Origin of the sequence: Kosmotoga sp. DU53, assembly GCF_001639905.1 — a bacterium.
Classification (GTDB): Bacteria; Thermotogota; Thermotogae; order Petrotogales; family Kosmotogaceae; genus Kosmotoga; species Kosmotoga olearia.
Window position 1 is genome coordinate 58,175 of the sequence record NZ_JGCK01000071.1, and the last position, 26,009, is coordinate 84,183.

The 26,009-nt window shown below is 42.2% G+C and carries 41 protein-coding genes and 3 pseudogenes; 1 reads left to right on the forward strand and 43 read right to left on the reverse strand.

Annotated elements, in window-relative coordinates; all coding sequences use genetic code 11:
* Positions 1-59: 59 nt before the first annotated feature.
* From DU53_RS09715 to dnaN, 10 genes are read right to left on the reverse strand one after another with little or no spacing between them, the layout of a single operon-like run.
* Complete coding sequence (locus DU53_RS09715) at positions 60-1,049, reverse strand: hypothetical protein (protein ID WP_063728517.1); 990 nt, start codon at positions 1,047-1,049, stop codon at positions 60-62.
* A gap of 48 nt (positions 1,050-1,097) precedes the next feature.
* The gene (locus DU53_RS09720; protein WP_015869186.1) at positions 1,098-1,541 is read right to left on the reverse strand and encodes a hypothetical protein; all 444 of its coding nucleotides are present in this window, start codon (positions 1,539-1,541) and stop codon (positions 1,098-1,100) included.
* 12 nt (positions 1,542-1,553) lie between these two features.
* The gene (locus tag DU53_RS12335) at positions 1,554-1,703 is read right to left on the reverse strand and encodes a hypothetical protein (protein WP_161484788.1); all 150 of its coding nucleotides are present in this window, start codon (positions 1,701-1,703) and stop codon (positions 1,554-1,556) included.
* A 22-nt stretch (positions 1,704-1,725) separates the two neighbouring features.
* Positions 1,726-2,196 (reverse strand): hypothetical protein, encoded by a 471-nt coding sequence (locus tag DU53_RS09725; RefSeq protein WP_161484789.1) that lies wholly within the window; start codon positions 2,194-2,196, stop codon positions 1,726-1,728.
* Positions 2,183-2,755, reverse strand: coding sequence for a hypothetical protein (locus tag DU53_RS09730; RefSeq protein WP_063728521.1), 573 nt, complete (start codon positions 2,753-2,755; stop codon positions 2,183-2,185). The genes DU53_RS09725 and DU53_RS09730 overlap by 14 nt, the downstream gene beginning before the upstream one ends.
* Entirely contained in the window at positions 2,715-3,737 is a 1,023-nt protein-coding gene (locus DU53_RS09735) for a hypothetical protein (protein WP_063728523.1), read from the reverse strand. The genes DU53_RS09730 and DU53_RS09735 overlap by 41 nt, the downstream gene beginning before the upstream one ends.
* Positions 3,738-3,751: 14 nt before the next feature.
* Entirely contained in the window at positions 3,752-4,132 is a 381-nt protein-coding gene (locus DU53_RS09740; RefSeq protein WP_015869189.1) for a hypothetical protein, read from the reverse strand.
* Between the two features lie 9 nt (positions 4,133-4,141).
* A complete protein-coding gene (locus DU53_RS09745; protein ID WP_015869190.1) occupies positions 4,142-5,344 on the reverse strand; it encodes a type II secretion system F family protein in 1,203 nt (400 codons plus the stop codon).
* 1 nt (position 5,345) lies between these two features.
* On the reverse strand, positions 5,346-5,816 hold the full coding sequence (ispF, locus tag DU53_RS09750) for a 2-C-methyl-D-erythritol 2,4-cyclodiphosphate synthase (RefSeq protein WP_063728525.1): 471 nt from the start codon (positions 5,814-5,816) through the stop codon (positions 5,346-5,348).
* Complete coding sequence (gene dnaN, locus DU53_RS09755; RefSeq protein WP_015869192.1) at positions 5,817-6,920, reverse strand: DNA polymerase III subunit beta; 1,104 nt, start codon at positions 6,918-6,920, stop codon at positions 5,817-5,819. It lies immediately after the preceding gene.
* Positions 6,921-7,009: 89 nt separating this feature from the next.
* Between dnaN and nfi the strand changes: the two genes are divergently transcribed.
* Complete coding sequence (gene nfi, locus DU53_RS09760) at positions 7,010-7,690, forward strand: endonuclease V (protein WP_015869193.1); 681 nt, start codon at positions 7,010-7,012, stop codon at positions 7,688-7,690.
* Here nfi and DU53_RS09765 read toward each other — a convergent pair.
* From DU53_RS09765 to rplC, 33 genes and pseudogenes are all read right to left on the reverse strand, one after another.
* Complete coding sequence (locus tag DU53_RS09765; RefSeq protein WP_015869194.1) at positions 7,675-8,619, reverse strand: ROK family protein; 945 nt, start codon at positions 8,617-8,619, stop codon at positions 7,675-7,677. The two genes, nfi and DU53_RS09765, sit on opposite strands and share 16 nt — an antisense overlap.
* Before the next feature lie 13 nt (positions 8,620-8,632).
* Positions 8,633-9,870: pseudogene (gene rho, locus DU53_RS09770) on the reverse strand (transcription termination factor Rho).
* A gap of 400 nt (positions 9,871-10,270) precedes the next feature.
* The gene (fsa, locus tag DU53_RS09775; RefSeq protein ID WP_015869196.1) at positions 10,271-10,927 is read right to left on the reverse strand and encodes a fructose-6-phosphate aldolase; all 657 of its coding nucleotides are present in this window, start codon (positions 10,925-10,927) and stop codon (positions 10,271-10,273) included.
* Between the two features lie 56 nt (positions 10,928-10,983).
* On the reverse strand, positions 10,984-11,433 hold the full coding sequence (gene rplQ, locus DU53_RS09780; protein ID WP_015869197.1) for a 50S ribosomal protein L17: 450 nt from the start codon (positions 11,431-11,433) through the stop codon (positions 10,984-10,986).
* Between the two features lie 23 nt (positions 11,434-11,456).
* On the reverse strand, positions 11,457-12,473 hold the full coding sequence (locus tag DU53_RS09785; RefSeq protein WP_041288736.1) for a DNA-directed RNA polymerase subunit alpha: 1,017 nt from the start codon (positions 12,471-12,473) through the stop codon (positions 11,457-11,459).
* 51 nt (positions 12,474-12,524) lie between these two features.
* Complete coding sequence (gene rpsD / locus DU53_RS09790) at positions 12,525-13,151, reverse strand: 30S ribosomal protein S4 (RefSeq protein WP_015869199.1); 627 nt, start codon at positions 13,149-13,151, stop codon at positions 12,525-12,527.
* Between the two features lie 16 nt (positions 13,152-13,167).
* Entirely contained in the window at positions 13,168-13,560 is a 393-nt protein-coding gene (gene rpsK, locus DU53_RS09795; protein WP_015869200.1) for a 30S ribosomal protein S11, read from the reverse strand.
* 25 nt (positions 13,561-13,585) lie between these two features.
* Positions 13,586-13,951, reverse strand: a complete 366-nt coding sequence (rpsM, locus tag DU53_RS09800) for a 30S ribosomal protein S13 (protein WP_015869201.1) — start codon at positions 13,949-13,951, stop codon at positions 13,586-13,588.
* A 14-nt stretch (positions 13,952-13,965) separates the two neighbouring features.
* Entirely contained in the window at positions 13,966-14,082 is a 117-nt protein-coding gene (gene rpmJ / locus DU53_RS09805) for a 50S ribosomal protein L36 (protein ID WP_015869202.1), read from the reverse strand.
* Positions 14,083-14,084: 2 nt separating this feature from the next.
* A complete protein-coding gene (gene infA, locus DU53_RS09810; protein WP_015869203.1) occupies positions 14,085-14,324 on the reverse strand; it encodes a translation initiation factor IF-1 in 240 nt (79 codons plus the stop codon).
* A 12-nt stretch (positions 14,325-14,336) separates the two neighbouring features.
* The gene (gene map / locus DU53_RS09815) at positions 14,337-15,089 is read right to left on the reverse strand and encodes a type I methionyl aminopeptidase (RefSeq protein WP_015869204.1); all 753 of its coding nucleotides are present in this window, start codon (positions 15,087-15,089) and stop codon (positions 14,337-14,339) included.
* Between the two features lies 1 nt (position 15,090).
* On the reverse strand, positions 15,091-15,738 hold the full coding sequence (locus DU53_RS09820; protein ID WP_015869205.1) for an adenylate kinase: 648 nt from the start codon (positions 15,736-15,738) through the stop codon (positions 15,091-15,093).
* Positions 15,739-15,743: 5 nt separating this feature from the next.
* Positions 15,744-17,029, reverse strand: a pseudogene (gene secY, locus DU53_RS09825) (preprotein translocase subunit SecY).
* Position 17,030: 1 nt separating this feature from the next.
* A complete protein-coding gene (gene rplO / locus DU53_RS09830; protein WP_015869207.1) occupies positions 17,031-17,477 on the reverse strand; it encodes a 50S ribosomal protein L15 in 447 nt (148 codons plus the stop codon).
* 14 nt (positions 17,478-17,491) lie between these two features.
* Complete coding sequence (rpmD, locus tag DU53_RS09835; protein ID WP_015869208.1) at positions 17,492-17,680, reverse strand: 50S ribosomal protein L30; 189 nt, start codon at positions 17,678-17,680, stop codon at positions 17,492-17,494.
* Positions 17,665-18,228, reverse strand: a complete 564-nt coding sequence (gene rpsE / locus DU53_RS09840; RefSeq protein ID WP_015869209.1) for a 30S ribosomal protein S5 — start codon at positions 18,226-18,228, stop codon at positions 17,665-17,667. Before rpsE ends, rpmD begins: the two co-directional genes overlap by 16 nt.
* A 13-nt stretch (positions 18,229-18,241) precedes the next feature.
* Positions 18,242-18,610 (reverse strand): 50S ribosomal protein L18, encoded by a 369-nt coding sequence (rplR, locus tag DU53_RS09845; protein WP_015869210.1) that lies wholly within the window; start codon positions 18,608-18,610, stop codon positions 18,242-18,244.
* A 23-nt stretch (positions 18,611-18,633) separates the two neighbouring features.
* A complete protein-coding gene (gene rplF / locus DU53_RS09850) occupies positions 18,634-19,188 on the reverse strand; it encodes a 50S ribosomal protein L6 (RefSeq protein WP_063728527.1) in 555 nt (184 codons plus the stop codon).
* 14 nt (positions 19,189-19,202) lie between these two features.
* On the reverse strand, positions 19,203-19,607 hold the full coding sequence (gene rpsH, locus DU53_RS09855; protein ID WP_015869212.1) for a 30S ribosomal protein S8: 405 nt from the start codon (positions 19,605-19,607) through the stop codon (positions 19,203-19,205).
* 13 nt (positions 19,608-19,620) lie between these two features.
* On the reverse strand, positions 19,621-19,806 hold the full coding sequence (locus tag DU53_RS09860; protein ID WP_015869213.1) for a type Z 30S ribosomal protein S14: 186 nt from the start codon (positions 19,804-19,806) through the stop codon (positions 19,621-19,623).
* A gap of 17 nt (positions 19,807-19,823) precedes the next feature.
* Positions 19,824-20,375 carry a 50S ribosomal protein L5 gene (gene rplE / locus DU53_RS09865; RefSeq protein ID WP_015869214.1) on the reverse strand — a complete coding sequence of 184 codons (552 nt, stop codon included), beginning with the start codon at positions 20,373-20,375 and terminating at the stop codon, positions 19,824-19,826.
* Positions 20,376-20,395: 20 nt separating this feature from the next.
* Positions 20,396-20,719, reverse strand: a complete 324-nt coding sequence (gene rplX / locus DU53_RS09870; protein WP_015869215.1) for a 50S ribosomal protein L24 — start codon at positions 20,717-20,719, stop codon at positions 20,396-20,398.
* 14 nt (positions 20,720-20,733) lie between these two features.
* The gene (gene rplN / locus DU53_RS09875; protein ID WP_015869216.1) at positions 20,734-21,102 is read right to left on the reverse strand and encodes a 50S ribosomal protein L14; all 369 of its coding nucleotides are present in this window, start codon (positions 21,100-21,102) and stop codon (positions 20,734-20,736) included.
* Complete coding sequence (rpsQ, locus tag DU53_RS09880; RefSeq protein WP_015869217.1) at positions 21,099-21,404, reverse strand: 30S ribosomal protein S17; 306 nt, start codon at positions 21,402-21,404, stop codon at positions 21,099-21,101. Before rpsQ ends, rplN begins: the two co-directional genes overlap by 4 nt.
* 5 nt (positions 21,405-21,409) lie before the next feature.
* A complete protein-coding gene (gene rpmC, locus DU53_RS09885) occupies positions 21,410-21,610 on the reverse strand; it encodes a 50S ribosomal protein L29 (RefSeq protein WP_015869218.1) in 201 nt (66 codons plus the stop codon).
* Positions 21,610-22,035, reverse strand: a complete 426-nt coding sequence (gene rplP, locus DU53_RS09890) for a 50S ribosomal protein L16 (RefSeq protein ID WP_015869219.1) — start codon at positions 22,033-22,035, stop codon at positions 21,610-21,612. The genes rpmC and rplP overlap by 1 nt, the downstream gene beginning before the upstream one ends.
* A gap of 31 nt (positions 22,036-22,066) precedes the next feature.
* Positions 22,067-22,714 carry a 30S ribosomal protein S3 gene (rpsC, locus tag DU53_RS09895; protein ID WP_015869220.1) on the reverse strand — a complete coding sequence of 216 codons (648 nt, stop codon included), beginning with the start codon at positions 22,712-22,714 and terminating at the stop codon, positions 22,067-22,069.
* A 10-nt stretch (positions 22,715-22,724) separates the two neighbouring features.
* The gene (gene rplV, locus DU53_RS09900) at positions 22,725-23,186 is read right to left on the reverse strand and encodes a 50S ribosomal protein L22 (RefSeq protein WP_015869221.1); all 462 of its coding nucleotides are present in this window, start codon (positions 23,184-23,186) and stop codon (positions 22,725-22,727) included.
* 14 nt (positions 23,187-23,200) lie between these two features.
* Entirely contained in the window at positions 23,201-23,485 is a 285-nt protein-coding gene (rpsS, locus tag DU53_RS09905) for a 30S ribosomal protein S19 (protein WP_015869222.1), read from the reverse strand.
* 16 nt (positions 23,486-23,501) lie between these two features.
* A pseudogene (rplB, locus tag DU53_RS09910) lies at positions 23,502-24,328 on the reverse strand (50S ribosomal protein L2).
* Positions 24,329-24,344: 16 nt separating this feature from the next.
* On the reverse strand, positions 24,345-24,647 hold the full coding sequence (rplW, locus tag DU53_RS09915) for a 50S ribosomal protein L23 (RefSeq protein ID WP_015869224.1): 303 nt from the start codon (positions 24,645-24,647) through the stop codon (positions 24,345-24,347).
* Positions 24,647-25,327 (reverse strand): 50S ribosomal protein L4, encoded by a 681-nt coding sequence (gene rplD, locus DU53_RS09920; RefSeq protein ID WP_015869225.1) that lies wholly within the window; start codon positions 25,325-25,327, stop codon positions 24,647-24,649. The genes rplW and rplD overlap by 1 nt, the downstream gene beginning before the upstream one ends.
* 23 nt (positions 25,328-25,350) lie before the next feature.
* The gene (rplC, locus tag DU53_RS09925) at positions 25,351-25,992 is read right to left on the reverse strand and encodes a 50S ribosomal protein L3 (RefSeq protein ID WP_015869226.1); all 642 of its coding nucleotides are present in this window, start codon (positions 25,990-25,992) and stop codon (positions 25,351-25,353) included.
* Between the last annotated feature and the right edge of the window lie 17 nt (positions 25,993-26,009).

The window sequence follows — 26,009 nt, forward strand, 5'->3', positions numbered from 1 at the left end:
TGTCCAGGTATGAGATGATGATGTTTACATCTCTGGCGCTTCCTGACAGAATCAGTTTATTAAATTTTATTAAATTCGGGTAAGGAGTCTATCTTTACAGAGCCATCACAGAGAAAATTGTTGACTTCAGAGGCGATTTTGTAAAAGTAATCAAGAGTTTTTTCTCCTGATGGAAGCTTCAAAAGCTCTACGTTATATTCTTTTTTTATGTAGGATGAGGTTAGAAGGTTGGAAAGTAGGAGATGGGTTTCGAGATCTCCGAAAGCTAATAAAGTGGATTCGTTTGGAATATATTCCAGAAAAGCTTCCACCGGTAAAGCTTTTCTAATGGCTTCGAGCTGGTTCTGCCCATCTTCTCCAACCTTTATGTCGACGCCGATGTACGTTTTCCAGAACCTGTTAACAACATCTTTGACCTCTTCAGGGGTTCCTATATAAAACGTTCCATCTGTGAGATAGGCATAGGCAATCTGACTGCCGAGAGAAATGAGGATGTTCCGCAAAATATCTTCGGGGTGTGAGGAGGTGAATCCTACGGTTACCGGGAGTTTTCCAACCTTCTCGGTGATAACGTGGGAGAGATTCAGAACCTCGTCACTGAAAAGGTAGGTCAATACCGTCTGGAGGTTCATGCTGTAGGTGCTGAAACGGTCAACTGATACCTCGATTGCTGATCGCCAGAAACGAAGGATGAGCGTATTATTTTTCAACAATACCTCGGGTTCTTTGTTTGCCGGGATCAGTAATGCAACGCTAAGGGACATTCTGTCCCCAAGATCCCTCGTCCAGAGCCCTTCGACCGGTCCGGCTCTTAATGGAAGGTTCATGTTTTTTCCACTAACGCCGTAAAGCGTCAACGAGTATACGGTTTTTGATGGGTTGGATTGGATATTGTAATCTAATTCGTTCAAAGCAGAGCTGAAGGTCATGGTTATCGTGACCGAGCGATCATCCAGAGTAGGTACAAGAGACTTTAATTGATTTGCATGAATCAGGATTGAAAAGAAAATCAAAAAAAGAAACAATAAAAGCAACGAAGATTTCTTCATGCTGATCACCCCGTATAATTGCTATTTTTTTATTTTATTTTTCCTTTATTAATTTTCTGCCTGGAAAAACTTCACGATGGCAAAGGTGTTGCTTCGAGTATCATTCAGGAGCACCGCAAATTCTGTAATCCCGTACACAATATATGGAGCAATAAAATCCCCAACTCTGACGGTTTTAAGTTGGTTGTTGACTTCAATGACAGCGTAGTTGACATCATTTAGTTTTATGTAACTCTTATAAGCCAGTGATGTGGCTTCCACACCAATCTCCAGAAGTGATTGGATGACCTCTTCCGGCTTTGCGAATAGTGGTTGAAAATAATTTTCTAACTTCAAATTTTTTTCGAATAATGAAAGATCAATTTCTTCTTGTTTGTTATAAACAACACTCTCTTCTGTTATTGCGAGGGGTTGTATAAACAGAAGAGATAGCAACAGAAAAATACCTATTAGACTAAAAAATATAGAAAAAATAGCAATTTTTTCAAGCATAATATACATCCCTTAGAAAAGATCAGTAACATAGAGATCCAATGTCAATTCTACCACAACATTTGTCGGTAAGTCCGTTTTAGGAAGTATTGGGAACCCCAGATTAGACTTTATGGATATTTTTTTCATGATAACTTTGGGATCATTAGTTAGCCTTTCCATTATTTTCAAGGTATCCTCTGCGCTACTGGCTATATAGATTCCTTCTAACGCTTTTCCCTTCGTATTGGTAGAAATGCCCAGTAATTTTGTCCAGCTCTTCAAAATTACTTTTTGAAGATAGGAAAGCGACAGTTTCATTTGCTACTTTCGATAATTTTTGAACCTGATAATAAGTTTGTTCCAGCTCTTCTATCTCGGTGGTAAGCCTTGAAACGTCTCTGAAGGCGTTAAACATGTAAAAACCCACGAAGAGAAGAAACGCTGTTATTGTGGTTAAAATTATCAAAATACCAGCGACTCTTGTAGGAATTCCTTTTCTGTGGAGAGGGGTAACTTTTCTTTTTATCCTGTTCTTGTACTTTTCAGAAACGAATAGCAATTCCCGATTTTGCCCGGATCCAAGGAGGCTTTCTCCCAGAAAGAAGGCGTCTTCGCTAAAATTTTCCATAAAACCTTTGTTTATTTCATTATCTCCGTTGTTAATCAATTCCATCACCAACTTTTAGTTCGTAAAGCTTTAGTATGTAAAGATTGGAAAATTCCATCTCGCCTTTTAAATTTAACTGATATGGGGTAGAAGGTTTAAGCGCCGGTGAAGGTACAGTGGTTTTTGAGTCTCTATCGTAGATTAAGTAATAGTAAGCTACCCCTGTTCCACCCTCATAATCTAGTCTGGTCACAATTGATCTGATGGCGTTTTGGTCTTCAAGAAATGCTTCAAGGGTTTTAAAAAAAAGAATTTCTTTTTCTTTGCTTCGTATATGTTTTTTCAATTCAGAAACACGCCGGGCCAATTTCGCCTGTTCTACTACTAACTCATTTCGTTTTGTGCTTATTGCGCTAGCGTCAATTTTTGGGACCCCTGTTAGAATGATGCCTACACTGTCCAGCAGGTACCCTTTTATGTATGCAATCTGGTTCAATCGGCTTTCAAAACCTTTAGCAAGAATGAATTTTCCCATAAGTATTATTCCCAGTGATATTCCTATTACAACAAAGAAGGTGAAAAGGCTATAGACTCTCTTCTTTGAATGCAAGTTTACGTTTACCAAGAATCTCACCCCCTCTTACAAGCAATCCCGCAACGTTGTATGAAAACTGGGGCGAAGCGTCCATACGTAAGGGTAGAGCTAAAACATTTTTTTCATCACCAAGTATTCTCTTAAAGGTTTCAACATAGATCTTTGTTGAAAGATCACTTTGAGCTACTACAAAAACCGTATCAAAGTAAGGTTCATCGCTGATTGAGGTGTTGGGAGAGCTGGAGAATGTATTTGATATGTACATCCTTAACTGGTAACCAATAGTCTGAGAGAGGTGATCGGAGGCTTCTTCGATAAGACTTGTATCGGGAGGGGCTTGACTGGTCAAGAATTTTTTTAATAAGTCAAATTTATTATCGTCTGGTTTGGTTAGGTGGTCTATGACAGCATTAAAACCTTCACCTATGTAGTTGATTCCAATTATTTCGGAGTCTTTGATAATGTACAAAATAGAGTAGTCCAGATCAACAGAAAAGAGTATTCTGGAACCAGCAAAAATTTCTCGAGGTGGAAGCTTCAAAATCGGAAGAGGATTGATATCCACAATATCAGGTTCGGGGAAACCAACTTCTTTAATCTTTTCAAGAAAATTTTTTAAAAACCTGTCCCTTGTCACAGCAAAAATTGGTATAACAGAGTTCTTAATTGCTTTTAAGCTGTTTAAAGGGCTTGGAATGACTTCAGCTGGCGGAAGAGAGAACTGAGTTGCTATCTTGAAATTGGCCACGTTCATGAGGCTCTTCTCGTTTTTTACCTTCGGAACCTCAACATGTTGAAAAACAACGTTTGATGGGTGGATGGCTGTGGTGATAACTTCATCTACATCCAGGACGTTGTATTCGAAATAGCGTTCTGCAGCCTTCTTTAAAGCGTTCTCTCCATATTCGAGGACACTAAAGACCGGTATTATGTATTTTTTCTTGACGAGTACTCTCGAAATCTCAGCAAGATCTTCCCAGAAATTTATGGCAGTTACGAACTTTTCGAACAACCCTTTCACTCCTATTAATAAACTACTCTACCAGTTACTGGCATGATAACCAGCGAAGAACCATCTTCAAATGAAAAAGTAGTGGAACCTTTCTCTATAAAGAAAGAACCATCATCTTCAAATCCAAAGATACAATCTTGAGAAGCTGTACCGGGAAAATCTTCAAATTTTCCTCCGGTAGATACTATAAATATCCCTGTTGTATGGTTGTAAAAGATTTTTCTTCGCTTTGAACTCTGTATTGCTTCCTGCTTTACATCTTCCAGAAAGATATCAAATTGTATTTTCGAAAGTTTTATATTATAACTCCCAAAGAAATTTATAATCGGGAAAGAGATTAAGAACATTCCTAATGAGATTAAAAGAATATACAGTACTGTTTCCGTGAGATTCATGGCTATAAGTTATCCTCCCATTGCTTGTTCCATCGAGAAAATTGTGTTGTACATTGTGTAAGCAAGGAAACCAATAAATCCACCGATAAACATGATCATAATTGGTTCAACCAAGGAAACGAGTTTCTTGAGAGAGGTAGTTACCTGCGCATGGTAAAAATCCGCTACTTTGAACATAACTTCATCTAATTTACCTGTTTCCTCACCTGTTGAAACCATGCTTATAACGATGGAAGGGAATATCTTCTGCTTTTCTAGCGAAACGTGTATAGGTTCCCCGGCTCTGATCATATCTACAGCTAATGAAATTCCGTTCATTATTTTGGTGCTTTCCGAAACCTCGGCGGCGAGTTCAAGGGATGTTGGAAGATCCACACCACTTGCCACCAGAACCGCTAGAGTACGTGTGAAACGCTCAAGGGCTGTTGTTTCTCGTAACTTTCTTACAGGTGGAATGATAGATCCAAAGAAATTTTTTACGATCAGACCGTATTTTGTCATCATGAAGATTTTGGCTCCTATAAAGAACATTACCACTGCAATGGCAACCACTACTCCATGATTTGTCAGCAGCGAATTCATCCACAGGAGGAATCCCATAACTCCGCCAGGTTCAAATCCAGTACCAAAGGCACTCATTAGATTTGGTAGTATGAAGAAGGAAATGACTCCAACGATGCCAACGGCAAAAGCCATCATGAACAATGGGTAAGACATTGCTGATTTTACCTGGTTTTGAAGATCAACCATCCCTTCGTAGAATTCGGCAACCCTTTGTAAGGCCTCATCGAGTACGCCGCCAGTTTCGCCAGCTCTGACAAGATTCACAAAGAGTTCATCAAAGACGCGTGTTTTTTCAAGGGCATCGCTGAATCCTTCACCTGATTCAATTAAAAGAACGACTTCAACCAAAATTTTTCTGAATCTACGAGAAAACATAGTTTGTTTTGAAAGTACCTGTAGTGCGTCTCTAATCCTAACTCCTGACGATACCATCGTTGCCAGCTGTCTTGAAAAGAGGCTAAGTTCTTTAGGTTGTATAGGGAACAATGACCTTTTTCTTTTCCGGGTCTTTGAAATTGGCTTGATGGATGTAACCACGAATCCCTGGCTATTCAATAGTTGCAACGCTTCAAGTTGGGAAGCTGCGCTAATTTTTCCTCTTTCTGTTTTTCCATCTTTGGTGATTATTTCGTACCTATATTCCGGCATACTATGTCCCCACCTTTTTTAACATACACACAGCATATACAGACACTGAATTTCCATACAAAGTATTTCCAGATTTTGGTTTCACATTTATATTCCCTTTACTTATGCCAAGAATTCTTGCAAGTTTTAGTCGTATGTTTTCTATATGAGGATTCAGTCTGACTTTGTCTATAATAATCACAGAATCGATATTCAGTATCTCGTATTTTCCTGCTAATATCTTTTTTCGTATTATTTCAAGGAACTCAGTACTTCTCCTTCCGCGATTTTCTTCATTTTCCGGAAACCAGATACCTATATTACCGGCATTCGTGGCTCCTAATATTGCATCTACAATGGCATGAATCAATGCATCGCCATCGGAATGGCCAATTGAGGAATATTCCTCAGATACTTTTATACCCCCAAGATATAATCCTTTTTTGTTTGCTTCTAAAGGGTGAGCGTCGAATCCAATTCCTACCCGATACATTTAGATCAGCCTTATTGGCATTATAATGTATAGATATCCTTCAACATCTACAGGATTCATCTGCAACGGACTGTTGGAATCCACAAAGTTGAGTTCCACTTCTTCTGTATCTATCTTCTTTGTTGCTTCCAGCAAGAATTTTGGATTGAAAGCAATGATAAGGTCTTCTCCGTCTTTCTTTATTTCAAGCTCTTCAGAGGATTCACCGTGATCTGGGCTCTTAGCAATGAGTTTCATGTTATCCTCTTTGATCTCGATCTTAATAGAATCACTTCCGAGCCTGGCGGCGATAGAAGCGCGTCTGATAGCATCAGATAATGATGAGGTGTTAGCTACAACACGTGTTTTGAAGGCTTTAGGAAGCACTTTTTTATAATCCGGGAAATCGGCTTCAACAACTCTCGCCACCATCTCTGTGCCATCAAAATAGAATCCTACCCGGGTGCCATCATAAACGATCTTCATGTCATCTGATCCAGCTGTTTTTATGCTTGATTGCAAGTCTTTCATACTTTTAAGTGTCAACAGAAAATGATCTTCGAGGTTTTGATTTGTTTTTTCCTCAGCGAGTGCCAGTCTGAATCCATCTGCGGCTACGAGCCGGAGATAACCACCTTCGAGTTCCCAGTACACACCGTTGAGATTTCTCATAAATTCATCTTTTGCCGCACAAAAGAGCACCCTATCTATCATTATTTCAAGCGCGGTAACGGAAGTTTCCAGTTCCCATCCACCCTGAGCGGGTTCTACCTCTGGAAATTCTTCGCCAGACATTGTGGGTAGAACGAAACGACTCTTTTCCATTCTTATGACGAGGTTCGTGTCCTGAAACTCAAAGAAAACCTTTCCATCCGGTAAATTACGCATTATTTCAAGCAAAACCTTCGCGTCAACGACAAATTGCCCGGTTCCGGAGATTTCGCTTGGTTGAACATAAGTCTTTATAGAGGTCTCCAGGTCAGTTGCGATAAGTTCTAACTTGCTGTCTTCTGCTGTTCTGAAGAGTATACCAGAAAGAATAGGCTTAACGGTCTTTGAAGCAACAGCGGTTGACACGGATTCGAGGCGTGTCAAAAATTCATTCCTTGGTATTGAAAATCTCATTTAGACACCTCCAAACGTCCATCTTCTACCTTTATATTTTAACCTAACAGAGGGTATAATTCCAACGAACCCTTATAAAGGAGGTTAGCATGAAAATTCGGTGCTTACACGATTGGAATGTTTCTCTGGAAGAAGCCGCTGATATCCAGAGAACCCTGAAAGGAATGTTATCCTTTGAATTTCCTGCGAAAAAGGTTTCAATCGTTGCAGGTGTGGATGTTTCTTTTCCTCAGAAGAATCTAGGGCTCTGTGTGATAGTAGTGATGGATGATACTTTGAAAGTGATTGAAAGTGTCTATCACACCCAGGAAGTTCATATTCCTTATGTGTCGGGGTTCCTTTCCTTTCGAGAAGGCCCAATATTCATTGAAACAGTGAAAAAATTGAAAATAGTTCCTGACCTTTTCTTTTTTGATGGTCAGGGAATAGCGCATCCTCGAGGCCTTGGCATTGCTGCTCATATGGGATTGTTATTGGAAAAGCCATCTTTAGGTGTTGCAAAAAGTCATTTGTTTGGTAGCTACAACGAACCAGGTAGAAATAAAGGAGATTTCTCTTATATGTATAATAAAACCGGGGAGATAATTGGAACAGTTTTAAGAACCAAAAAAAATACAAAACCTGTTTTTGTTTCACCGGGCCATATGATGGATGTTGATACCGCTATGTCATTAACCCTAAAATATACAGGAAAATATAGGTTACCAGAACCAACAAGGCAGGCTCACATACTTACCCAGCGTTTGAGAAAAAATCACCTCTTGCGATAGAAAACGATGGAAGCGGCCCCTTTTATTCCGGCATCTTCCACCAGATCACTTAGATCTACTTTGGCCGTTCCCTTGAATGAAGTCATTACGTATCTATCAACCCGTTCTCTAAGGTTTTTTAGTAGAAAGTCTCCCGCTTTACTCACACCTCCGCCGACTATTACTACTTCCGGGTTGAACGTGTGAATGAATCCACCTATTCCACGTGCAAGAGCATCAATAAACCTATCAAAAATAATTTTTCCAAGTTCATCTCCGCTTTTTGCGGCATCTATAACGGTTTTTGCCTCTATTTTTTCAGATGAGAAAATCGCAGAATCAGGAAAACGCTTTCTATATTCGTGAGCAAAACGCACAATTGCCGTTGCGGATGCTACTGCTTCCAAACAGCCATGTGAACCACAGCCACAGAGTGGACCGTTTGGCTCCACAATAATATGTCCGAGTTCCACAGCATAACCGTTGTGGCCGGTTATTAGTTGACCGTGAGAAATGACTCCGCTACCAATTCCTGTTCCGATAGTGAGTCCTATCATATGTTTACTACCTTTATATTTCCCAAAAGCCCATTCACCAAGGATAAAAGCGTTGGCATCGTTTTCAATAAAAGTTTCCAATCCTGTATGTTTTCTTATCATAGAAGCAAGGGGAAAATCTCTCCAATCCGGAAAATTCGGTGAAAATAAGACCTTTCCGCTATCTCTGTCTATTGATCCAGGGGAACCAATTCCTATGGCAAGCACTTTGTCCTTCTCGTTTGCGATGTCTAGAATATTATGTATACTATTGGCAATACGTGCCACCACATCTTCTCGGCCTCTGGAAACCAGGGTGGGAATAGTTGTTTTGTTCAGAATCTTTCCATGTTCATCTACCAAACCTATTTTAGTTTCTGTACCTCCAAGATCGATGCCAATAACTAATCCCATTTCATCCTACCTTTCAATATCTGCTTTTTTCGAGATCTATCAGATCAAGAAATTCCTCGTTGGATTTAGTGGTTTTCATTTTATCTACAATGACTTTTAATCCTTCCTCTTCACTGATTCCCGCAAGCATTCTTCTGAGAACCCAAACTTTCCTTAGAATTTCAGGCGGAAGCAGGAGTTCTTCCTTCCTTGTTCCGGAAAGGTTTAGATTTATTGCAGGGAATATTCGTTTGTTGGCGAGTTGTCTAGAGAGAACCAATTCCATATTTCCAGTGCCTTTGAATTCTTCAAAAATAACTTCATCCATCTTGCTTCCAGTTTCAACCAACGCGGTGGATATTATGGTCAAACTTCCTCCGTCTTCAATATTCCTGGCAGCACCAAAGAAATGCTTTGGATGATACAGTGCAGATGGGTCGACACCACCACTGAGAAGTTTTCCACTTGGGGGAACGTAGAGGTTGTATGCCCTTGCAAGACGAGTGATACTGTCCAGCAATATCACGACGTCGTAGCCAAACTCGACCAGACGCTTGGCCATTTCCAGTGTCAACTCTGCAACTCTTATCTGTTTGTCAGGTGACATATCAAATGGGGCAGCTATTACGTGAGCATCAGTTGACCTTCGTAAGTCGGTAACCTCTTCTGGGCGTTCATCTATCAAAAGAATAATTCGTATTGTGTTTGGATGATTTTCCGCGATTCCATTGGCGATCTCTTTGAGCAGAGTGGTTTTTCCAGCTTTAGGTGGTGCGACGATAAGCCTCTCTGGCCTTTGCCGATTGGAGAAAACAAATCAATTATCCTTGTGCTAACAATATATGGTTCCGTTTCGAGAATGAACTTTTCATCCGGATAAACAGGAACAAGATTCTGGAAACTTATTCTCTCTTCAGCGTAAGACACGGGTTTTTGATTGATTGCTTCGATTCTCAACAGTGCAAAATACTTTTCTCCTTCTTTGGGAGAACGGACCTGACCCGCAACCCAATCACCCGTATTCAGGTTGAATCTGCGAATCTGAGATTGACTGACGTATATATCGTTAGAACTTGGTAAGAGATTGTTATCAAGGGTTCTAAGAAACCCATAGCCCCCGTCAGTTATCTCAAGCACACCTTCAGCAAAGAAGTATCCATAAGATTCGGTTTGTGCTTTGAGCACAGCAAAGATAAGATCTTTCTTTGCCATTTGTGTATAACCGGTGATGGAGTATTTTCTCGCGAGTTTGTAGAGTTCACGTATGGGCATTTTGAGAAGCTGGGAAATGTCGATTTCCACTTCCCTGATAGTATCCTTGACCTTGTTGTTCTGGTCTTTTTCGTTGTCAGTTTTATCTGTTGTGGAAGAATCTTTGTTGGCGGAAGTTTCAGGAGTTTTGTTTACCTTCTCAGAATGATTCTGCTCGGAAGAGCTCACACTTTCGACTTCCTTAACTTCCTTTTCTTCAGAAGATTTTTCAACACTTTTTTTCCTTCTTGGGCTCAATTTTCACGGTGCAATCCCCAGAATAAACGGATGCACCAACCCTCCTTCCAAAAAGAAGATTATTTATGAATTAACACTGGTGCAGTTTTACGAAGGGAAAAACAAGTAAGAGGGGAAGTACAAACTTTCCTCGCATTAAATATAACACACCTCTATTCAAAAATCAAAGGCCTGTACCTTTTCTGTATTCTTCCCAGTCATTTAAGAACCTTTCAATTCCTTTGTCAGTTAGGGGGTGATGAAAGAGTTTTTCGAGAACATTAAAGGGCATAGTTACAATGTCTACGCCGATTGTAGCGAGTTCCAGCACGTGCATCGGATGGCGTATACTCGCTGCGAGAACGTTTGTTTGAAAACCATAATTTGAGAATATAGCAACGATATCCTCAACAAGCCTCAAGCCATCAGAGGAGATATCGTCCACACGCCCGATAAACGGGCTTACATACGTTGCGCCCGCTTTTGCTGCCAGAAGAGCTTGAACCGCACTGAAAACAAGAGTAACATTTGTTTTAATTCCTTCAGATGAAAGGGTTTTTACCGCTTTGATTCCTTCAGGAGTCATTGGAATTTTGATAACGACGTGTTCATCGAGCATTGCAAGATCCCGTGCTTCTTTCACCATTCCTTCATAATCCAGTGCAACGACCTCCGCACTGACAGGGCCCTTCACTGTTTCGCAGATTTCTTTTATTCTCTCTGTGAAAGGGGCTTTTTCGCGAGCTATCAATGTTGGATTTGTAGTAACTCCATCGATTACTCCCCAGGCCACAGCTTTCTTAATCTCTTCAATATTTGCGGTGTCCAGGAATATTCGCATATTTTACCTCCTTGGATGACGCAGATAAAAAAGATGGCTACCGCGGGTAGCCATCTTTAGTTTTCAACGTTTTCTTCGCTTTTTGTTTCTACGAGTTGAAGAATAGAGAGTTCAGCGGCGTCTCCTCTTCTTCTACCTACCTTGATAATTCTCGTGTAACCACCGTTTCTGTCGATGTAATTAACAGCGATCTCATCACAGATTTTTTTAACAAGTTTTCTGTCATTGAAATGCCTGTTGATTTCTCTTCTTAGAGCGACGTTTTTTGATCGCAAAGCCTGGATTTCAGGATCACCGTTGGATCTTTCATTGATTTCTTTTGCGTAAAGGGCCGCTTTCTTAGCTTTGGTTATTATTGATTCGACAAAGGGTTTTACCGCTTTTGCTTTAGCTGTGGTGGTGATAATTGTTCCATGCTCGAAAAGCTCCCTCGCAAGACCTCGCATTAATGCGAGCCTTTGGCTGTGAGGTCTGTTGAGCTTTTTCTTCTTGACTCTATGTCTCATGGGGCAACCTCCTTAACCTTCTTTTACTGTTCTTTCTTTAGTGAGAGGTTGAACTTCTCCTTCAATTTTTTCTTGACTTCTTCCATTGATTTATCACCAAAGTTCCTTATTTTAAGAAGATCAGCCTCTGTTCTGCTTATAAGGTCACCAATTGTGTTGATTTTATCGCGCTTCAGACAGTTAAGCGACCTTACGGATAGTTCCAGTTCTTCTATACGTCTTGAAAGCACGGAATCCTCTTCTGAGATGGGTTCTTCAACAGGTTCTTCTTCCGGTTGGGGTTCTTCGGGTTCAAAAATCGAAGCGCTGTTTACTAAAATTCCTGAATTATCAAGTACCTGATTCAGACTTGATGTGGTAACCTCAAAATGCTTTATCAATATATCTGTTGCCTTTAAAAGCGCTTCTGTTGGTTTTATAGATTTCTTTGTCCAGACTTCCAGAATGAGTTTGTCGTAGTCGGTTTTCTTTCCTACACGAACATTTTCGGAAATGAAATTGACTTTAAGAACCGGACTGAATATACCATCTATATAGATCATTTCCACATCCTGTTCCAGCTCCATTTCCGAGACTGGAACGAAACCCTTACCAATTTCAGCAAAGAGCTCCATGTAAACAGCAGCATCTTCATTTAAGGTGGCTATATATTGGGAAGGGTTAACCACTTCGACTCCTGTAGGAGCTTTTATATCTCCAGCAGTTAAAATAGCTGGGCCCTTTTTCTCTATGCTTAGCTTAACAGGATCAGAAAACTCTAGGGCAGGTTTAAGCTGCACTTTTTTTAAATTCAGGATTATTTCAAGGATGTCCTCTTTAACCCCATCGATTGTATCATACTCATGATATTTCCCCGGGATTTTCAATCTGGTTATTGCCATACTTGGAATTGAGGAGAGGAGAACTCTTCTGAGCGCATTTCCTATGGTTACAGCGTATCCTCTTTCCATTGGTGAAAGGACAAACTTTGCGTAATAACTGTTCTGTTCCTCTCTCTCCTCTTCAATCTTTAGAGATTTTGGCATTACAAATCCAACCATTGTGACTGCCCAAGTATCGGGCACACACCTCCTTTCAAGAAGGTAACAACATTACTTCGAGTAGAGCTCGATGATGGATTGCAGATCGACAGGAATATCTACTTCTTCTCTCTCAGGGAATCTAACAAATGTTCCTCTAGCCGCATCGAAATCGATTTCCAGCCATGGAGGTGTGGTTCGATTCCTGGAAGCCTCGATCGCTTCTTTAACAGGAACTTTTGCTTTGCTCTTTTCTTTGATCTCGATAATATCACCCGGTCTCACACTGTAAGATGCCTTGTTGACTTTTCTGCCATTTACGAGAACGTGACCATGACTGACAAGCTGGCGAGCCTGTTTTCTGCTGGAAGCAAAGCCCATTCTGTAAACCACATTGTCCAGTCTGCTTTCCAGTACTTTAATGAGAGCTGTACCGGTTTCTTCAGACTTTCTGGATGCAATTTCAAAATACCTTCTGAACTGTTTTTCAAGAACACCGTACATTCTTTTGAGCGCCTGTTTGGATCTAAGCTGCATACCATATTGTGTAAGTTTGCGTGTTGCGCTGCCGTGTTGTCCAGGAGCAAAAGGACGTTTGACAACAGCACATTTGGGAGTGAAGCATCTTTCTCCCTTCAAATACAGTTTGAACCCTTCACGTCTGCAAAGCTTGCAAACAGGTCCAGTGTATCTGGCCATTCATTTCCCTCCTCGTTTATACTCTGCGTCTTCTTCTGGGTCTGCACCCATTGTGCGGGATTGGGGTGATATCCTTTATAGAGTCCACAACAAGACCGGCTGCCTGAATGGTTCTAATAGCAGCTTCTCTTCCCGCACCGGGACCCTTAACCTCAATTGAGACTCTTGTAAGTCCAAGTTTCAAGGCTTCCTTGGCTATCTTGTCGGCAGCCAGTTGGGCTGCGTAAGGGGTTGATTTTTTTGATCCAGAATAACCAACGGTACCTCCGGATGCCCAGAGGATCGTATTCCCATCTAAATCCGACAGAGTGATGATCGTGTTATTGAACGTGGATTTGATATGGACAACACCACGATCAATATTTAACTTTTTTCTTTTTTTGGTTCTTGATGACCTATTCCTTGCCATTCATCTTACCTCCTCGGAGACCCAACTATTTCTTCTTAATCCTGCTGGCCCTTGGACCTTTTCTTGTTCTCGCGTTGGAATGGGTCTTCTGGCCTCTAACAGGTAGTCCAATCTTGTGCCTTATGCCGCGGTAACATCCTATCTCTATCAATCTCTTGATATTGCGCTCTACTTCCTGACGAAGTTCACCTTCAACCTTGTAATGGTCGGTTATATACTTGGAAATTCTACTGATCTCTTCGTCTGTGAGATCTTTAACCCTCTTATCACCGTCTATGTTTGTGTTTTTCAGGATTTCTTTTGCCCTGGCAGGACCTATTCCATATATGTATGTTAGAGCAACAAAGGTCTTCTTGTTGTTTGGCAATTCAACACCAACGATACGTGCCATTCAGCGTTCCCTCCTTAACCCTGGCGCTGGTTGTGCCTTGGATTTTTCGAACACACAACCATAACTCTTCCTTTTCTTTTTATGAGCTTGCAGTGTTCGCAACGTTTTTTTACCGACGCTCTTACTTTCACTGTTATGCTCCTCCTTTGTTTATTTTCTTTCGAAAAACTATTCTTCCTTTGCTTAGATCGTAAATGGATACTTCTACGATAACGCGGTCACCCGGAATCAAACGTATGAAATTTTTCCTCATTCTTCCGGAAATGTGTGCCAGTACGATATGGTCATTGTCGAGTTTCACCTTAAATGTGGCATTGGGCATTGATTCAATTACCACACCTTCCATTTTAATTACATCGCTTTTATCAGCCATGACGTCACTCCCTCACAAGCTTGAGAGAATACGCGAACCATTCTTCTCGATGACGATTGTATGCTCAAAATGAGCTGCCTTCGAACGATCAATGGTAACAGCAGTCCATCCATCATTGAGAACCTCTACCCTGTAACTGCCACTGGATATCATTGGTTCGATTGCTATAGTCATTCCTGCACGTAACAAAGCACCCATTCCTTTTTTACCATAATTGGGTATTTGCGGATCTTCGTGCAGTGCAATCCCAACTCCATGGCCTACGTAATCTCTTATTACAGAAAACCCATTTGCTTCGACGAAATTTTGGATCGTGTACCCTATATCACCAACACGGTTACCTGGAACAGCTACGTCGATAGCCATATAAAGGGCACGTTCGGTGATTTCCATCAGTTTCCTGTCTCTTTCACTATTGAAGTTGTCAACAACGAATGTCCGTGCTGCATCACCGTAATATCCATCCTTAATTACACCACAGTCAACCGTGACAAGGTCTCCCTTTTTGAAGATCTTGTCCTTCAAAGGAAATCCATGAACAATTTCTTCGTTCACAGAAACACAAAGTACATAAGGATATCCGTTGTATCCTTTAAATGCTGGCTTTGCCCCGGCGTTAAGGATGAATTCTTCAGCTATCCTTTCCAGATCATATGCGGTTGCACCGTTTAGTATGTTTTCACTTATCAATTCTAGGACTTCCGCAACAATTTTAGCAGCATATTCGATTTTACGGATTTCTTCAGGAGATTTCAACCTTATCATATTACAAATTCTCCAAATTTTTAAATATTTCTTCAGTTACAGCTTCGATGTCTAAAGAACCGTCAATGGTTATCAGAGAGCCATGTTCGCTGTAGTAATTAATCACCGGCGCTGTTTTTTCCATGTAAACTCTGTAACGTTCGCGAACTGTTGCTGGTTTGTCATCCTCTCTCTGAATCAATCCGATATTACAATCATCGCAAAGCATATCGTTTTTTGGTTTAATCGTGAGAAGGTTATACACCTTTCCACACGAGGGGCAAACACGTCTGCTTGATATCCTCTCAACTACAACTTCTTCGGGAGCATCAATGAGTATAACAGCGTCAAGTTCCTTCCCAAGATTACCCAAAATCCCCGACAGACTTTCCGCTTGCTGGACAGTTCTTGGAAATCCATCAAGGATGAATCCCTTAGCGCTGTCGGGTTTCTTCAAGCGGTCTTCAACAATAGCAACCATAAGGTCATCAGGTACGAGCAATCCTTTTTCAATGATCTCTTTCACTTTCTTTCCCAGTTCTGTGCCAGCAGCCACGGCTTCCCTGAGCATATCCCCCGTCGATATATGAGGGATTCCATATCTCATAGCAATTTTTTTTGCCTGGGTTCCTTTACCCGCACCGGGAGGACCGAGCAAAATAATGTTCATTTGTATCATCTCCTCCCGCGCAGTCTACCCTTTTTGATGAATCCTTCGTAGTGTCTAACGATAAGGTGGGATTCTATCTGCTGAAGGATGTCTAAAGCGACACCAACAGCGATCAGCGTGGATGTACCTCCAATGACTATCTGAATTCCTATGAATCCCTGAACGATAGACGGCAGCAGGGCAATGATAACAAGGAAAATAGCCCCCATAAAGGTAACCCGTGTTAAAACCCTGCTTATGTATCGTTCGGTTGGATATCCAGGTCTAATTCCCGGAATATAACCACCGTAGTTCTTTATGTTATTCGAAACATCTTTAACATCAAAGACCAACGTGCTATAGAAATAAGTGAAGAAGAACACCAACAGACCGTATAGTGTCAGGTACAACGGTGAGGAATAAGCAAACAGTCTGCCAAGCAGGTTCCCTTCTGGTAGGACACTGGAAATCATCTGGGGTAGCGTCATTATTGCTGCCGCAAAGATTATCGGGATAACGCCTCCCTGATTTACTTTTATCGGAATATGTGTTGAAACGCCGCCGAAAACACGCCTTCCAGATACACGCCTTGCATACTGTATTTCGATTCTTCTTTCACCCATTTGTACATAGATAACGGCAACAACTGTTAATACGGCGATAGCTATAAGGACAATCCACTGCAGCGGAGTAAGGGACACTGCTGCCTGAGCGATGTATTGAGGATACCTGGCAACTATACCAGCAAATATCAGCACAGAGATACCGTTACCTATACCCTTTTCTGTTATACGTTCACCGAGCCAGAGCAGGAACATTGTACCACCCAGGAGAGACACCGTTCCGAGTAGTACAAAAATTGCTCTGTTTGGTGTTGCGATGAGCCCTTGGTTGTTGGAAAGGGCAAGTGTAAGAAGGAAAGCCTGGAGCGAGCCCAAAAACACGGTCAAACGCCTTGTAAGCCGGGCATATTTTTTCCTTCCTTCTTCTCCCTCTTTCAACATCTCTTTGAGACTTGGAACGACAGAAGCGAGTAACTGTAACATGATTGATGCGTTTATGTATGGTGTAACACTGAGAGCGAAAAGCGAGAAATTCTTAAGAGCACCTCCGGTGAAAACATCGAAGAATCCGATGAACCTCCGGCAGCTCCTTCAGAAAGACCAGAAAAGTAGCTAGCCCAGGCATTGATGTTAATGCCTGGGATTGGTATATATATACCCAAACGAAAGATGGCCAACGCAAAGAGTGTGAAAAAAATCCTATCCCTGAGTTCAGGGATTTTGAAGGCGTTCTTAAGCGCATTCCACACGTCAAATCACCTCAGCCTTGCCACCTACAGCTTCGATCTTCTCTTTCGCGGTCCTGCTGAAAGCATGAGCTTTAACGACCAACGCTTTGGTAAGTTCTCCTTTGCCAAGTATCTTTACGCCATCTTTCAAATTCTTAATTATCTTTTTCTCCAGAAGGATTTCTGGGGTGATCACGTTTCCCTCTTCAAATACTTCTTCAAGGGTAGAGAGGTTGATAATCACATACTCTTTTGCATTTCTATTCTTGAAACCTTTTATCGGGATTCTACGAAACAGAGGTGTCTGACCACCTTCGAAGAACATCCTGACTTTTCCTGTGCCTCTTCCCTGTCCCTTGTGACCACGAGATGAGGTTTTTCCTTTTCCGGAACTGGAACCCCTACCAACTCGTTTACTCTTTGGTCGCGAACCAGGTGCAGGGCGAAGGTTTTCGAGACTGAATGCCATCGACTATACCCCCTTCAATTTTCTATCTCTTTTACTTCTAGCATGTGAATAACAGCGTTGATCATGCCCCTTATCTGAGGGGAATCATCATGCACAACCTCATCGCTGATTTTTCTTAGGCCCAACGCTTTGAGTGTGGCACGCTGCCTTCGATTGTATCCAATAGGGCTTTTAACAAGCTTTATCTTCAGCTTCTTGGCCATGATTCACCCTCCTCGGAAACACCGTTGAATACTTCTTTAACGGAAACATTTCTGAGCTTGGCATATTCAGCTGGTGATTTCAGCTGAAGGAGACCGTTTATTGTCGCTCTTGCCAGATTGATTGGATTGGTTGATCCGAGAGATTTTGTGAGTATGTTCTTTATACCGGCAAGTTCAACAACGGCTCTTACGGGTGTGTTAGCTATGATACCAGTACCGGGACCAGCGGGTTTGAGGAGGACTCTGGACGCGTCCTGCCTGCCGAGAACTTCATGAGGGATCGTGTCTCTGAGAACCGGTACATCTATAAGGTTCTTTTTTGCGGCAATTATAGCTTTCCTGATGGCTGTTGGAACCTCTCTGGCGCTTCCAACACCAAGACCAACCTTACCGTTTTTATTGCCAACAATAGCTACCGCACGGAAAGAAAGATTCTTACCTCCAGCGACGACTTTTGTGACACGGCGAATCTCTATTATTCTTTCTTCGAATTCTTTTTCTTCAACCTGTTTCTGGATTGAGATACCTGGTTTTCTTGCTTCGGGCATTCAAAGCACCTCCTCAGAACTCGAGGCCGGCTTCTCTTGCGGCATCGGCCAATGATTTGATTCTACCATGAAATTTAAAACCGCCTCTGTCAAAGACAATTTTTTTGATGCCTTTTTCAGCCGCTCGTTTGGCGATTAGCTTACCGACCTCTTTTGCCGCTTCCTGATTCCAAGTTTTTGTGAGTTTTTCTCGGAGTTCTTTATCAACCGTCGAAGCGGAAACGATGGTACGACCTGCAATATCGTCTATGATCTGTGCGTATATATGTCTTTCACTCCTGTAAACGGCCAACCTTGGCCTTTCAGGAGTTCCCTTTATTTTAGACCTGACGCGCAAATGGCGTTTTCTTCTTAGTTCTTTTCTATCTCTGCGCTTTATCACAGGAACTGTCCTCCTTTCACCGATCAGACTTTCTTACCGACCTTGGTTCTGACATATTCACCCTTGTATCTGATACCCTTACCGGAGTAAACGATTGGTTCTCTCCAGCGTCTGATGTTTGCAGCAACCTGTCCCACAAGATACTTGTCAATTCCTTTTACAATTATTGAAGTGGGATTGGGAACCTCAATTGTGATTCCTTCTGGTGGCTCGATTTCAACAGGGTGAGCGTAACCAAGGTTGAGCACAAGCTTCTTCCCTTGTAACTGGGCACGATATCCTACACCTTTGATCTCAAGTTCTTTTTGATAACCCTGTGTGACGCCGATAATCATGTTTCTTACCAATGCCCAGTAGGTTCCAGAGAACATGGCGAGTTTCCTGCGGTCACTCTGACTTCTAACCATTTCCTCATTTGGTGTAACCCAGATACCGTCTTCTTTCTGTTCTATTTTAACGTATGGAAGGTATTCCTGAGACAGTTCACCTTTAGGGCCTTTAACCTTGATGATGTTTTCCTTAATTTCAACCTGGACTCCATTGGGAACTGGTATTGGTTTTTTTATGAGCCTTGACATCACTATCCCTCCTGTTACCAGACGTAGCAAATAACTTCACCGCCGACATTTTTCTTGCGGGCTTCCTTGTCCGTTATGATGCCTTTTGATGTGCTGATAACGGCAATTCCCATCCCGGATTTTACTTTCGGCAGTTCGTCTTTGCTGACGTAAATTCTTCTTCCGGGTTTAGAAACCCTGACGATTCCACTGATAACTCTCTGTCTGTTTCTTCGATCTCCTTTGTACTTCAGAAATACCTTCAGAATCCCTTGTTTTCCGTCTTCGATGTATTTGTAATCTTCAATATATCCTTCTTTCTTCAGGATTTCCAGTATTGCTCGCTTCATGTTAGAAGCTGGGAGATCTACGCTTTCTTTAAAAGCTGCATTTGCATTTCTAATCCTTGTGAGCATGTCAGCTATGGGGTCGCTCCACATTTTACTTCCCTCCTCACCAGCTTGCCTTCTTCACGCCAGGGAGTTTTCCCTCTGAGGCGAGTTTTCTAAAACAAACTCTACAAAGGCCAAACTCCCTATAAACGGCTCTTGGTCTTCCACATATATGGCAGCGATTATACTTCCTGACTTTGTATTTAGATCCTCTTTTCCACTTAGCAACCATCGATTTTTTTGCCATAATCTACCTCCTTACCCTCATCTTTTGAAGGGCATGCCCAGAAGTGCTAAGAGCTTACGAGCTTCTTCATCTGTTTTTGCAGTGGTTACGATGATTACGTCCATTCCCTGAATTCTTTTGACCTGATCAGGAGCTATCTCGGGGAATATTAATTGTTCTGGTAAACCGAGAGCGTAATTACCTTTTCCGTCGAAACTATCAGGATTGACTCCCCTGAAGTCTCTCAGTTTGGGTAGAACGATGTTTATCAGTTTGTACAGGAAATTGTACATCCTTGCGCCTCTGAGCGTTACTTTGAGTCCAAGAGGCATGCCTTTCCTGATTTTGAAGTTTGCAATACTCTTCTTTGCCTTTGTAACAACGGGTTTCTGTCCCGCTATTGCCATCAATTCCCTCGCGTGAATTTCGATGAGGTCAGCATTTCTTGATCCTTCACCAATTCCCATGTTAATGACTATTTTTTCGAGTCTGGGAACCTGAAGCTTGTTCTTGTAGCCAAATTCTTTCATCATCGAGGGAACGACTTCTTTTTCGTATTTTTCTTTTAGTGGTACGTAGTCGTATGTCATTCTTTATTCCTCCCCCTCGTTCATACCTTGTCAATTATCTCGCCACATTTTTTGCAGACACGAACTTTCTCTCCGCTTTCTAACTTTTTGTGGCCAACCCTGGTTGGTTTATCACAATTAGGGCAAACAACCATCACTTTACAGGCATAGATTGGGGCTTCACGCTCAATTATTCCGCCTTCCCGGTACTGGTTCGTTGGGCGCTGATGACGTTTTGTGAAGTTAACGCCCTCAATGATGACCTTCCCTTCTTTCGGGAGGGTTTTCAGAACCTTCCCGATTTTTCCTTTGTATTCTCCGGATATAACCTTTACGGTATCGTCTTTCTTTATTCTCATACCCATCTACACACCACTCCTTACCAAACCTCTTGTGCAAGAGAGGCGATCTTGGAGAACCCTTTTTCTCTCAACTCTCTTGCAACAGGTCCAAAAACACGGGTACCTTTGGGCTGATTCTGTTTGTCGATAATAACCGCTGCGTTGTCATCGAAACGGATGTATGTTCCATCCGGTCTACGTATTTCCTTTTTTGTTCGAACGACTACCGCACGAACGATATCACCTTTTTTGATATCGGTGTTCGGAACAGCCTCCCTAACAGAAGCCACTACGATATCACCAATGGAACCTGTTTTCCTTTTGGATCCTCCAGAAACCTGGATAACCTTGATGACCTTTGCACCGGAGTTATCGGCAACTCTCAGATAAGATTCAAGCTGTATCATTTCTCTTCACCTCCGAGCATTTCCACGTTCTCGGGAGTTTCGAGTTTTTCTTCACCAAAAACACTCTTTTTAACTATTCTAACGACTTTGAACTTTTTTGTTTTGCTCAATGGTCTGCATTCTTCGATTTCGACGATGTCGCCGATTCCGCAGGAGTTGTCTTCATCATGAGCGTGATACTTTTTTGCTCTCTTAACAGTTTTCTTGTAGAGAGGGTGAGCAAAAGTTCTTTCAACTCTGACTACTACAGTTTTATCCATTTTATTGCTTACAACGGTTCCGACTAATTTTTTCCTTGGCATAGCTGTTACCTCCTTACCCCAAGCTCGCGACCGCGGAGGATTGTCTTTATTCTTGCTATATCTCTTTTAACAAACTTTATCTGAGAAGTGTTGGTTAATTTGTTCATCTCGAGCTGAAACCTGAGATCCATCAACTTTCTTTTCAAATCGTCAAGCATCTGCTTGAGCTCCTCGTCTGTGAACTTCTGAAGTTCTGTTGCTTTCATCAGAGCTCACCCCCTATTTCGTATCTTGGAACAATCTTTGTCTTGATTGGGAGCTTGGTAGCGGCGTAAGCAAGGGCTTCTTTGGCTAGTTCATCGTTAATACCGCCGATTTCAAAAAGTATCTTACCAGGTTTGACAACTGCAACCCAACCTTCAACGTCTCCTTTACCTTTTCCCATTCTCACGCCGATACCTTTTGAGGTTATCGGTTTATCTGGGAAAACTCTGATCCAGACTTTTCCATTTCTTTTAAGCGTTCTCATTATCGCGATACGACAAGCTTCGATTTGCTGTGCCGTGATCCAGTGTGGCTCAAGAGCTTTAAGACCCCAATCACCGAAGTGAACGAGGGTACCACCCTTGGCTTTTCCACGCATTTTGCCACGTTGTTGTTTTCTATACTTAACACGTTTGGGCATCAGCATCTTGTTTACCTCCCCTCAAACTTCTAGCGGCTCAAGCCTCAGTTGCTTTTTTCTGGGCAACGTCTCCCTTATAAATCCAGACTCTGACGCCAATGATACCCATTTTTGTAAGGGCTGTGGTGTAGCCGTAGTCGATGTCTGATTTTAATGTCTGAAGAGGGAGTCGTCCTTCGAGATACCATTCAGTTCTTGCAATTTCTGCACCGTTCAAACGTCCGGAAACCATTATCTTGATTCCTTTGGCTCCTTTGCGCATTGCGGTGAAAATTGCCCTTTTCATAGCACGTTTATAAGAAGCTCTCTTTTCAATTCTTGAAGCGATATCTTCGGCTACCAGTAAAGCATCGGTCTCGGGTGTTTTCACTTCTTCAATGTTTAACTGGAATTTTCTGTTTATGAGCCTTTCGAGACCAGCTCTCAGCTTCTTGACTTCAGAACCCTTTCTGCCGATGATGACACCAGGACGAGCACATTTAATGGTTATTGAGACCTTTCCAGGTTCAGGTCTTTCAATAAAGATGTCGGAAACACCGGCAGAATGGTACGTTTTTTTGATGTAATCACGTATTTTTAAATCTTCAAGTAGATACTCTTTGTAGTTTTTCTCGTTTATCCAGCGAGCTTTCCAATCTTTGCTTATTCCAAGCCTGAATCCATATGGATGTACCTTCTGACCCACCTATGTCACCTCACTCCTGAGGATTGTTATTTGATTCCATGTTGTTGTCTTGTGTCTCTTTTTCACTGTCTCTCACAACAATGGTTATGTGGCTGAAACGCTTCTGGAGTATGTCAGCTCTTCCTCTTCCGCGCGGCCACAATCTTTTCATTCTTGGACCATCATCGACGACGGCGTGACTTACATAGAGCGTGTCAACATTGAGACCAAAATTGTTTTCAGCATTTGCCACAGCAGATCTTAAGACTTTGGATACGATTCTTGCTGCTTTCTTGGGAGAGAATTCCAGTATCTGGAAAGCCTCTCCAACGCTCTTACCTCTGATAGCGTTAACGACGGCTCTTGCCTTTCTGGGAGAAATTCTGATATATCTTGCAACTGCTCTAGCTTCGATCTTTGGTTGCGCCTGTTCCTGTTCTTTCCTGTTTCTATGAAAGACAGATCGTTTTGGCCTTGTTGGAACTTCGGGCATAACGAGATCCCTCCTCATTTGACTTGACCTTTCTTGGACTTCTTATCGGCATGCCCACCGAAACGTCTGGTGGGGGAGAATTCTCCAAGCCTATGACCGATCATATTTTCCGTGATGTAAACCGGTATGTGTTTCATACCGTTATAAACAGCTATTGTATGACCAATCATCTCTGGAACCACCATGGATGCACGGCTCCACGTCTTTATGGGTTTCTTTTCACCTTTTTCATTCATTTCCTTTATTTTCTTTAAGAGTTTAGGGTGTACGTAAGGACCCTTTTTCTTAGACCGAGACATTCATTGCACCCCCTGCTTATTTCTGTTTCCTTCGCTTGACGATTAACTTGTCGGAAGGTTTCTTTGATTTTCTGGTTTTGTACCCTTTGGCAGGAATACCCCAGGGGCTTTGAGGAATATGACCTTTCGATCTTCCTTCACCACCACCCATTGGATGGTCGACCGGGTTCATGGTCATACCCCTTACGGTAGGACGAATTCCAAGCCATCTTTTGCGACCGGCCTTACCGTGTACCTCATTGGAATGATCTTCGTTTCCTACCATACCAATGGTCGCCATACAGGTTACAAGTACTTTCCTGAGTTCACCTGAGGGCATTCTCAAGAGAGCATAGCGACCTTCCTTTGCCATGAGCTGGGCGTAGGTGCCGGCAGACCTGGCAATCTGACCGCCTTTACCGGGTATAAACTCTATGTTGTGAACAATAGTCCCAACAGGAATATTGGCAAGAGGTAGAGCGTTGCCAACGGTTATTTCGGCATCAGGTCCATTCATTATAGTGTCGCCAACTTTCAGCCTTTGGGTGCGAGAATATATCTTTTTTCACCATCAGCATAAACAAGAAGAGCTATTCTCGCTGTTCTGTTGGGGTCATATTCTATTGAAGCAACGCGTGCTGGAATACCAAATTTATTTCTCTTGAAATCAATGATTCGATACATTCTCTTATGACCGCCACCCTGATGTCTTACGGTTACGTGGCCGTGATGGTTGCGTCCTGCCTTCTTCTTAAGAGGAACGAGAAGAGACTTTTCGGGTTCGGTTTTTGTTATTTCACTGTAATCAGGGATCAGCATGAATCTTCTTCCCGGGGTGACTGGTTTGAACTTCTTGAGACCCATTATCTATCACCTCTCATCAGTGTTGCCCTTCAAGTTCTTTTATTCGGTAACCTTCTACGAGTGTTACCACAGCTTTTTTCCAGGATCTCGTTCTGCCAACAGCGATACCTCTTCTTTTTGGTTTGGGCTTAACGTTTATGACATTGATCTTTTCTACCTTAACATTGAAGATCTTTTCAATGGCTTCTTTTATGAGGTGCTTGCTGGCATCCCTGTGAACTTCAAAGGTGTACTTGTTGTATTCTTCTCCGGAGAAAGACTTCTCCGTTATTATTGGCCTTATAAGGACATCGTTAAGAGTAAGTTTAGGATTAGCCATCAACCAAGCACCTCCTCGATCTTGCGGACAAGATCAACGGTAAAAACAATCTTCTCGTGGTTAAGAATGTCGAAGACATTCAGCCCATCTATATTAGACGATCTACCGTTCACAAGGTTACCGGGGTTGTCAGCGATGATGACTTTCACTCCGGGTATGTTTCTTCCCGAGAGTTTAACGTTTTCGTACTCGTCGCGCTTCCATGGAAGGATGAAAAGAACTTTCTTAGCGTCGCTGAGTCCAAGATTTTTCACTATCTCTCTCATTTGTTTTGTCTTTGGTCTATCTAATTTAATGTCATCAACGACTACAAGATTACCTTCCTTGAACCTTAGGCTCAGGGCTGATTTCAAAGCTAGCTTTTTCATCTTTTTGTTCAGCTTCTTTGACCAGTCTTTAGGTTTTGGACCATGAATTACTCCACCGTGCCTCCAGAGTGGATTTCTGATCGAGCCAGTTCTAGCTCTCCCAGTGTGCTTCTGTGGCCACGGTTTCCTTCCACCACCGCTTACCTCTGATCTTGTCTTTGCTTTCGCTGTTCCGGCACGTCTGTTTGCCAGTTGCATATCAACGTACCTGAACATAACATCGTAATTCGGTTCGATATTGAAGATAGAATCTTTCAACTCAACGGTCCCGATTTTGTTTCCCGTAACATTCAGGACATCTGTCTGGGCCATTTCTCAAAAACCTCCTTCTGGCTTCATTTTCGGGGCCTTTTAGCGGCTCTTATAATCACAAGCCCGCCCCTCGCTCCTGGGACTGCGCCATGAATGGCAATGAGCCCATTTTCTGCATCGACTTTTACCACTTTCACATTGAGAACAGTAACTCTCTCGTTTCCGTAACGTCCTGGCATCTTTTTACCTTTCCAGATCTTAGCGGGTTCGGTATGGTTACCAACAGAACCGAGTTCTCTGTGGAATTTAGATCCGTGTGTGACTTCACCGCCTCCAAAGTTCCAGCGTTTCATAGCACCGGTGAAGCCTCTACCTTTGGTCCAACCTGTAACATCGACGAGTTCACCTTCTTTGAATATTCCAGCATCGATGACGTCTCCAACGTTGTACTCATCCGGATTTTCCACTCTTATTTCTTTGAGTATTCTGTGGGGTTTGACTTTAGCTGCCTCGAATTTTTTGAGTATAGGTTTCGTTAAGAGTTTCTTTGCTCTCTCGGGTGAGAGCTCTTCAAAACCGAGCTGGATAGCGTTGTACTCTCCACCAGCGGCAGTTTTCTTCTGAACGACCGTACAGGGTCCCGCCTTTATTACTGTAACACCGAGTGCTTTTCCATCTTCGTAAATAGTGGTCATTCCAAGTTTTCTGCCGATTATTCCTTTCATCTAATACACCTCCAAGA

Coding starts and splice junctions, on each gene's coding strand:
- rplN (WP_015869216.1), bottom strand. CDS start 21,102: ATGATACAGCTTGAATCTTATCTGAGAGTTGCCGATAACTCCGGTGCA.
- rplP (WP_015869219.1), bottom strand. CDS start 22,035: ATGCTGATGCCCAAACGTGTTAAGTATAGAAAACAACAACGTGGCAAA.
- DU53_RS09720 (WP_015869186.1), bottom strand. CDS start 1,541: ATGCTTGAAAAAATTGCTATTTTTTCTATATTTTTTAGTCTAATAGGT.
- rplO (WP_015869207.1), bottom strand. CDS start 17,477: ATGGCATTCAGTCTCGAAAACCTTCGCCCTGCACCTGGTTCGCGACCA.
- rpsM (WP_015869201.1), bottom strand. CDS start 13,951: ATGGCACGTATCGTTGGTGTTGAATTGCCAAACAACAAGAAGACCTTT.
- ispF (WP_063728525.1), bottom strand. CDS start 5,816: ATGTATCGGGTAGGAATTGGATTCGACGCTCACCCTTTAGAAGCAAAC.
- rpsH (WP_015869212.1), bottom strand. CDS start 19,607: ATGTGGAGCGACCCCATAGCTGACATGCTCACAAGGATTAGAAATGCA.
- rplX (WP_015869215.1), bottom strand. CDS start 20,719: ATGGGTATGAGAATAAAGAAAGACGATACCGTAAAGGTTATATCCGGA.
- rplE (WP_015869214.1), bottom strand. CDS start 20,375: ATGACATACGACTACGTACCACTAAAAGAAAAATACGAAAAAGAAGTC.
- DU53_RS09715 (WP_063728517.1), bottom strand. CDS start 1,049: ATGAAGAAATCTTCGTTGCTTTTATTGTTTCTTTTTTTGATTTTCTTT.
- DU53_RS09745 (WP_015869190.1), bottom strand. CDS start 5,344: ATGCCGGAATATAGGTACGAAATAATCACCAAAGATGGAAAAACAGAA.
- fsa (WP_015869196.1), bottom strand. CDS start 10,927: ATGCGAATATTCCTGGACACCGCAAATATTGAAGAGATTAAGAAAGCT.
- DU53_RS09740 (WP_015869189.1), bottom strand. CDS start 4,132: ATGAATCTCACGGAAACAGTACTGTATATTCTTTTAATCTCATTAGGA.
- DU53_RS09765 (WP_015869194.1), bottom strand. CDS start 8,619: ATGGGATTAGTTATTGGCATCGATCTTGGAGGTACAGAAACTAAAATA.
- rpmD (WP_015869208.1), bottom strand. CDS start 17,680: ATGGCCAAGAAGCTGAAGATAAAGCTTGTTAAAAGCCCTATTGGATAC.
- dnaN (WP_015869192.1), bottom strand. CDS start 6,920: ATGAGATTTTCAATACCAAGGAATGAATTTTTGACACGCCTCGAATCC.
- DU53_RS12335 (WP_161484788.1), bottom strand. CDS start 1,703: ATGGAAAGGCTAACTAATGATCCCAAAGTTATCATGAAAAAAATATCC.
- rplW (WP_015869224.1), bottom strand. CDS start 24,647: ATGGCTAATCCTAAACTTACTCTTAACGATGTCCTTATAAGGCCAATA.
- rplQ (WP_015869197.1), bottom strand. CDS start 11,433: ATGAGACATAGAGTCAAGAAGAAAAAGCTCAACAGACCTCACAGCCAA.
- rplC (WP_015869226.1), bottom strand. CDS start 25,992: ATGAAAGGAATAATCGGCAGAAAACTTGGAATGACCACTATTTACGAA.
- infA (WP_015869203.1), bottom strand. CDS start 14,324: ATGGCTGATAAAAGCGATGTAATTAAAATGGAAGGTGTGGTAATTGAA.
- DU53_RS09725 (WP_161484789.1), bottom strand. CDS start 2,196: ATGGAATTGATTAACAACGGAGATAATGAAATAAACAAAGGTTTTATG.
- rpsQ (WP_015869217.1), bottom strand. CDS start 21,404: ATGCCAAGGAAAAAATTAGTCGGAACCGTTGTAAGCAATAAAATGGAT.
- rpmC (WP_015869218.1), bottom strand. CDS start 21,610: ATGAAAGCAACAGAACTTCAGAAGTTCACAGACGAGGAGCTCAAGCAG.
- rpsK (WP_015869200.1), bottom strand. CDS start 13,560: ATGGCAAGGAATAGGTCATCAAGAACCAAAAAAAGAAAAAAGTTAAAT.
- rplV (WP_015869221.1), bottom strand. CDS start 23,186: ATGCCCGAAGTTCCAACAAGGCCAAAACGATCTGTCTTTCATAGAAAC.
- DU53_RS09820 (WP_015869205.1), bottom strand. CDS start 15,738: ATGAACATTATTTTGCTCGGTCCTCCCGGTGCGGGTAAAGGAACCCAG.
- DU53_RS09785 (WP_041288736.1), bottom strand. CDS start 12,473: ATGGTTGGATTTGTAATGCCAAAATCTCTAAAGATTGAAGAGGAGAGA.
- map (WP_015869204.1), bottom strand. CDS start 15,089: ATGATAAGGTTGAAATCTCCTGAAGAAATCCGTAAAATCGAATATGCT.
- rplF (WP_063728527.1), bottom strand. CDS start 19,188: ATGTCAAGGCTCATAAAAAAACCAATACCAGTTCCCAATGGAGTCCAG.
- nfi (WP_015869193.1), top strand. CDS start 7,010: ATGAAAATTCGGTGCTTACACGATTGGAATGTTTCTCTGGAAGAAGCC.
- rpsS (WP_015869222.1), bottom strand. CDS start 23,485: ATGTCTCGGTCTAAGAAAAAGGGTCCTTACGTACACCCTAAACTCTTA.
- rpsD (WP_015869199.1), bottom strand. CDS start 13,151: ATGGCCAGATACACTGGACCTGTTTGCAAGCTTTGCAGACGTGAAGGG.
- rplD (WP_015869225.1), bottom strand. CDS start 25,327: ATGGCCCAGACAGATGTCCTGAATGTTACGGGAAACAAAATCGGGACC.
- rpsE (WP_015869209.1), bottom strand. CDS start 18,228: ATGCCCGAAGCAAGAAAACCAGGTATCTCAATCCAGAAACAGGTTGAA.
- DU53_RS09860 (WP_015869213.1), bottom strand. CDS start 19,806: ATGGCAAAAAAATCGATGGTTGCTAAGTGGAAAAGAGGATCTAAATAC.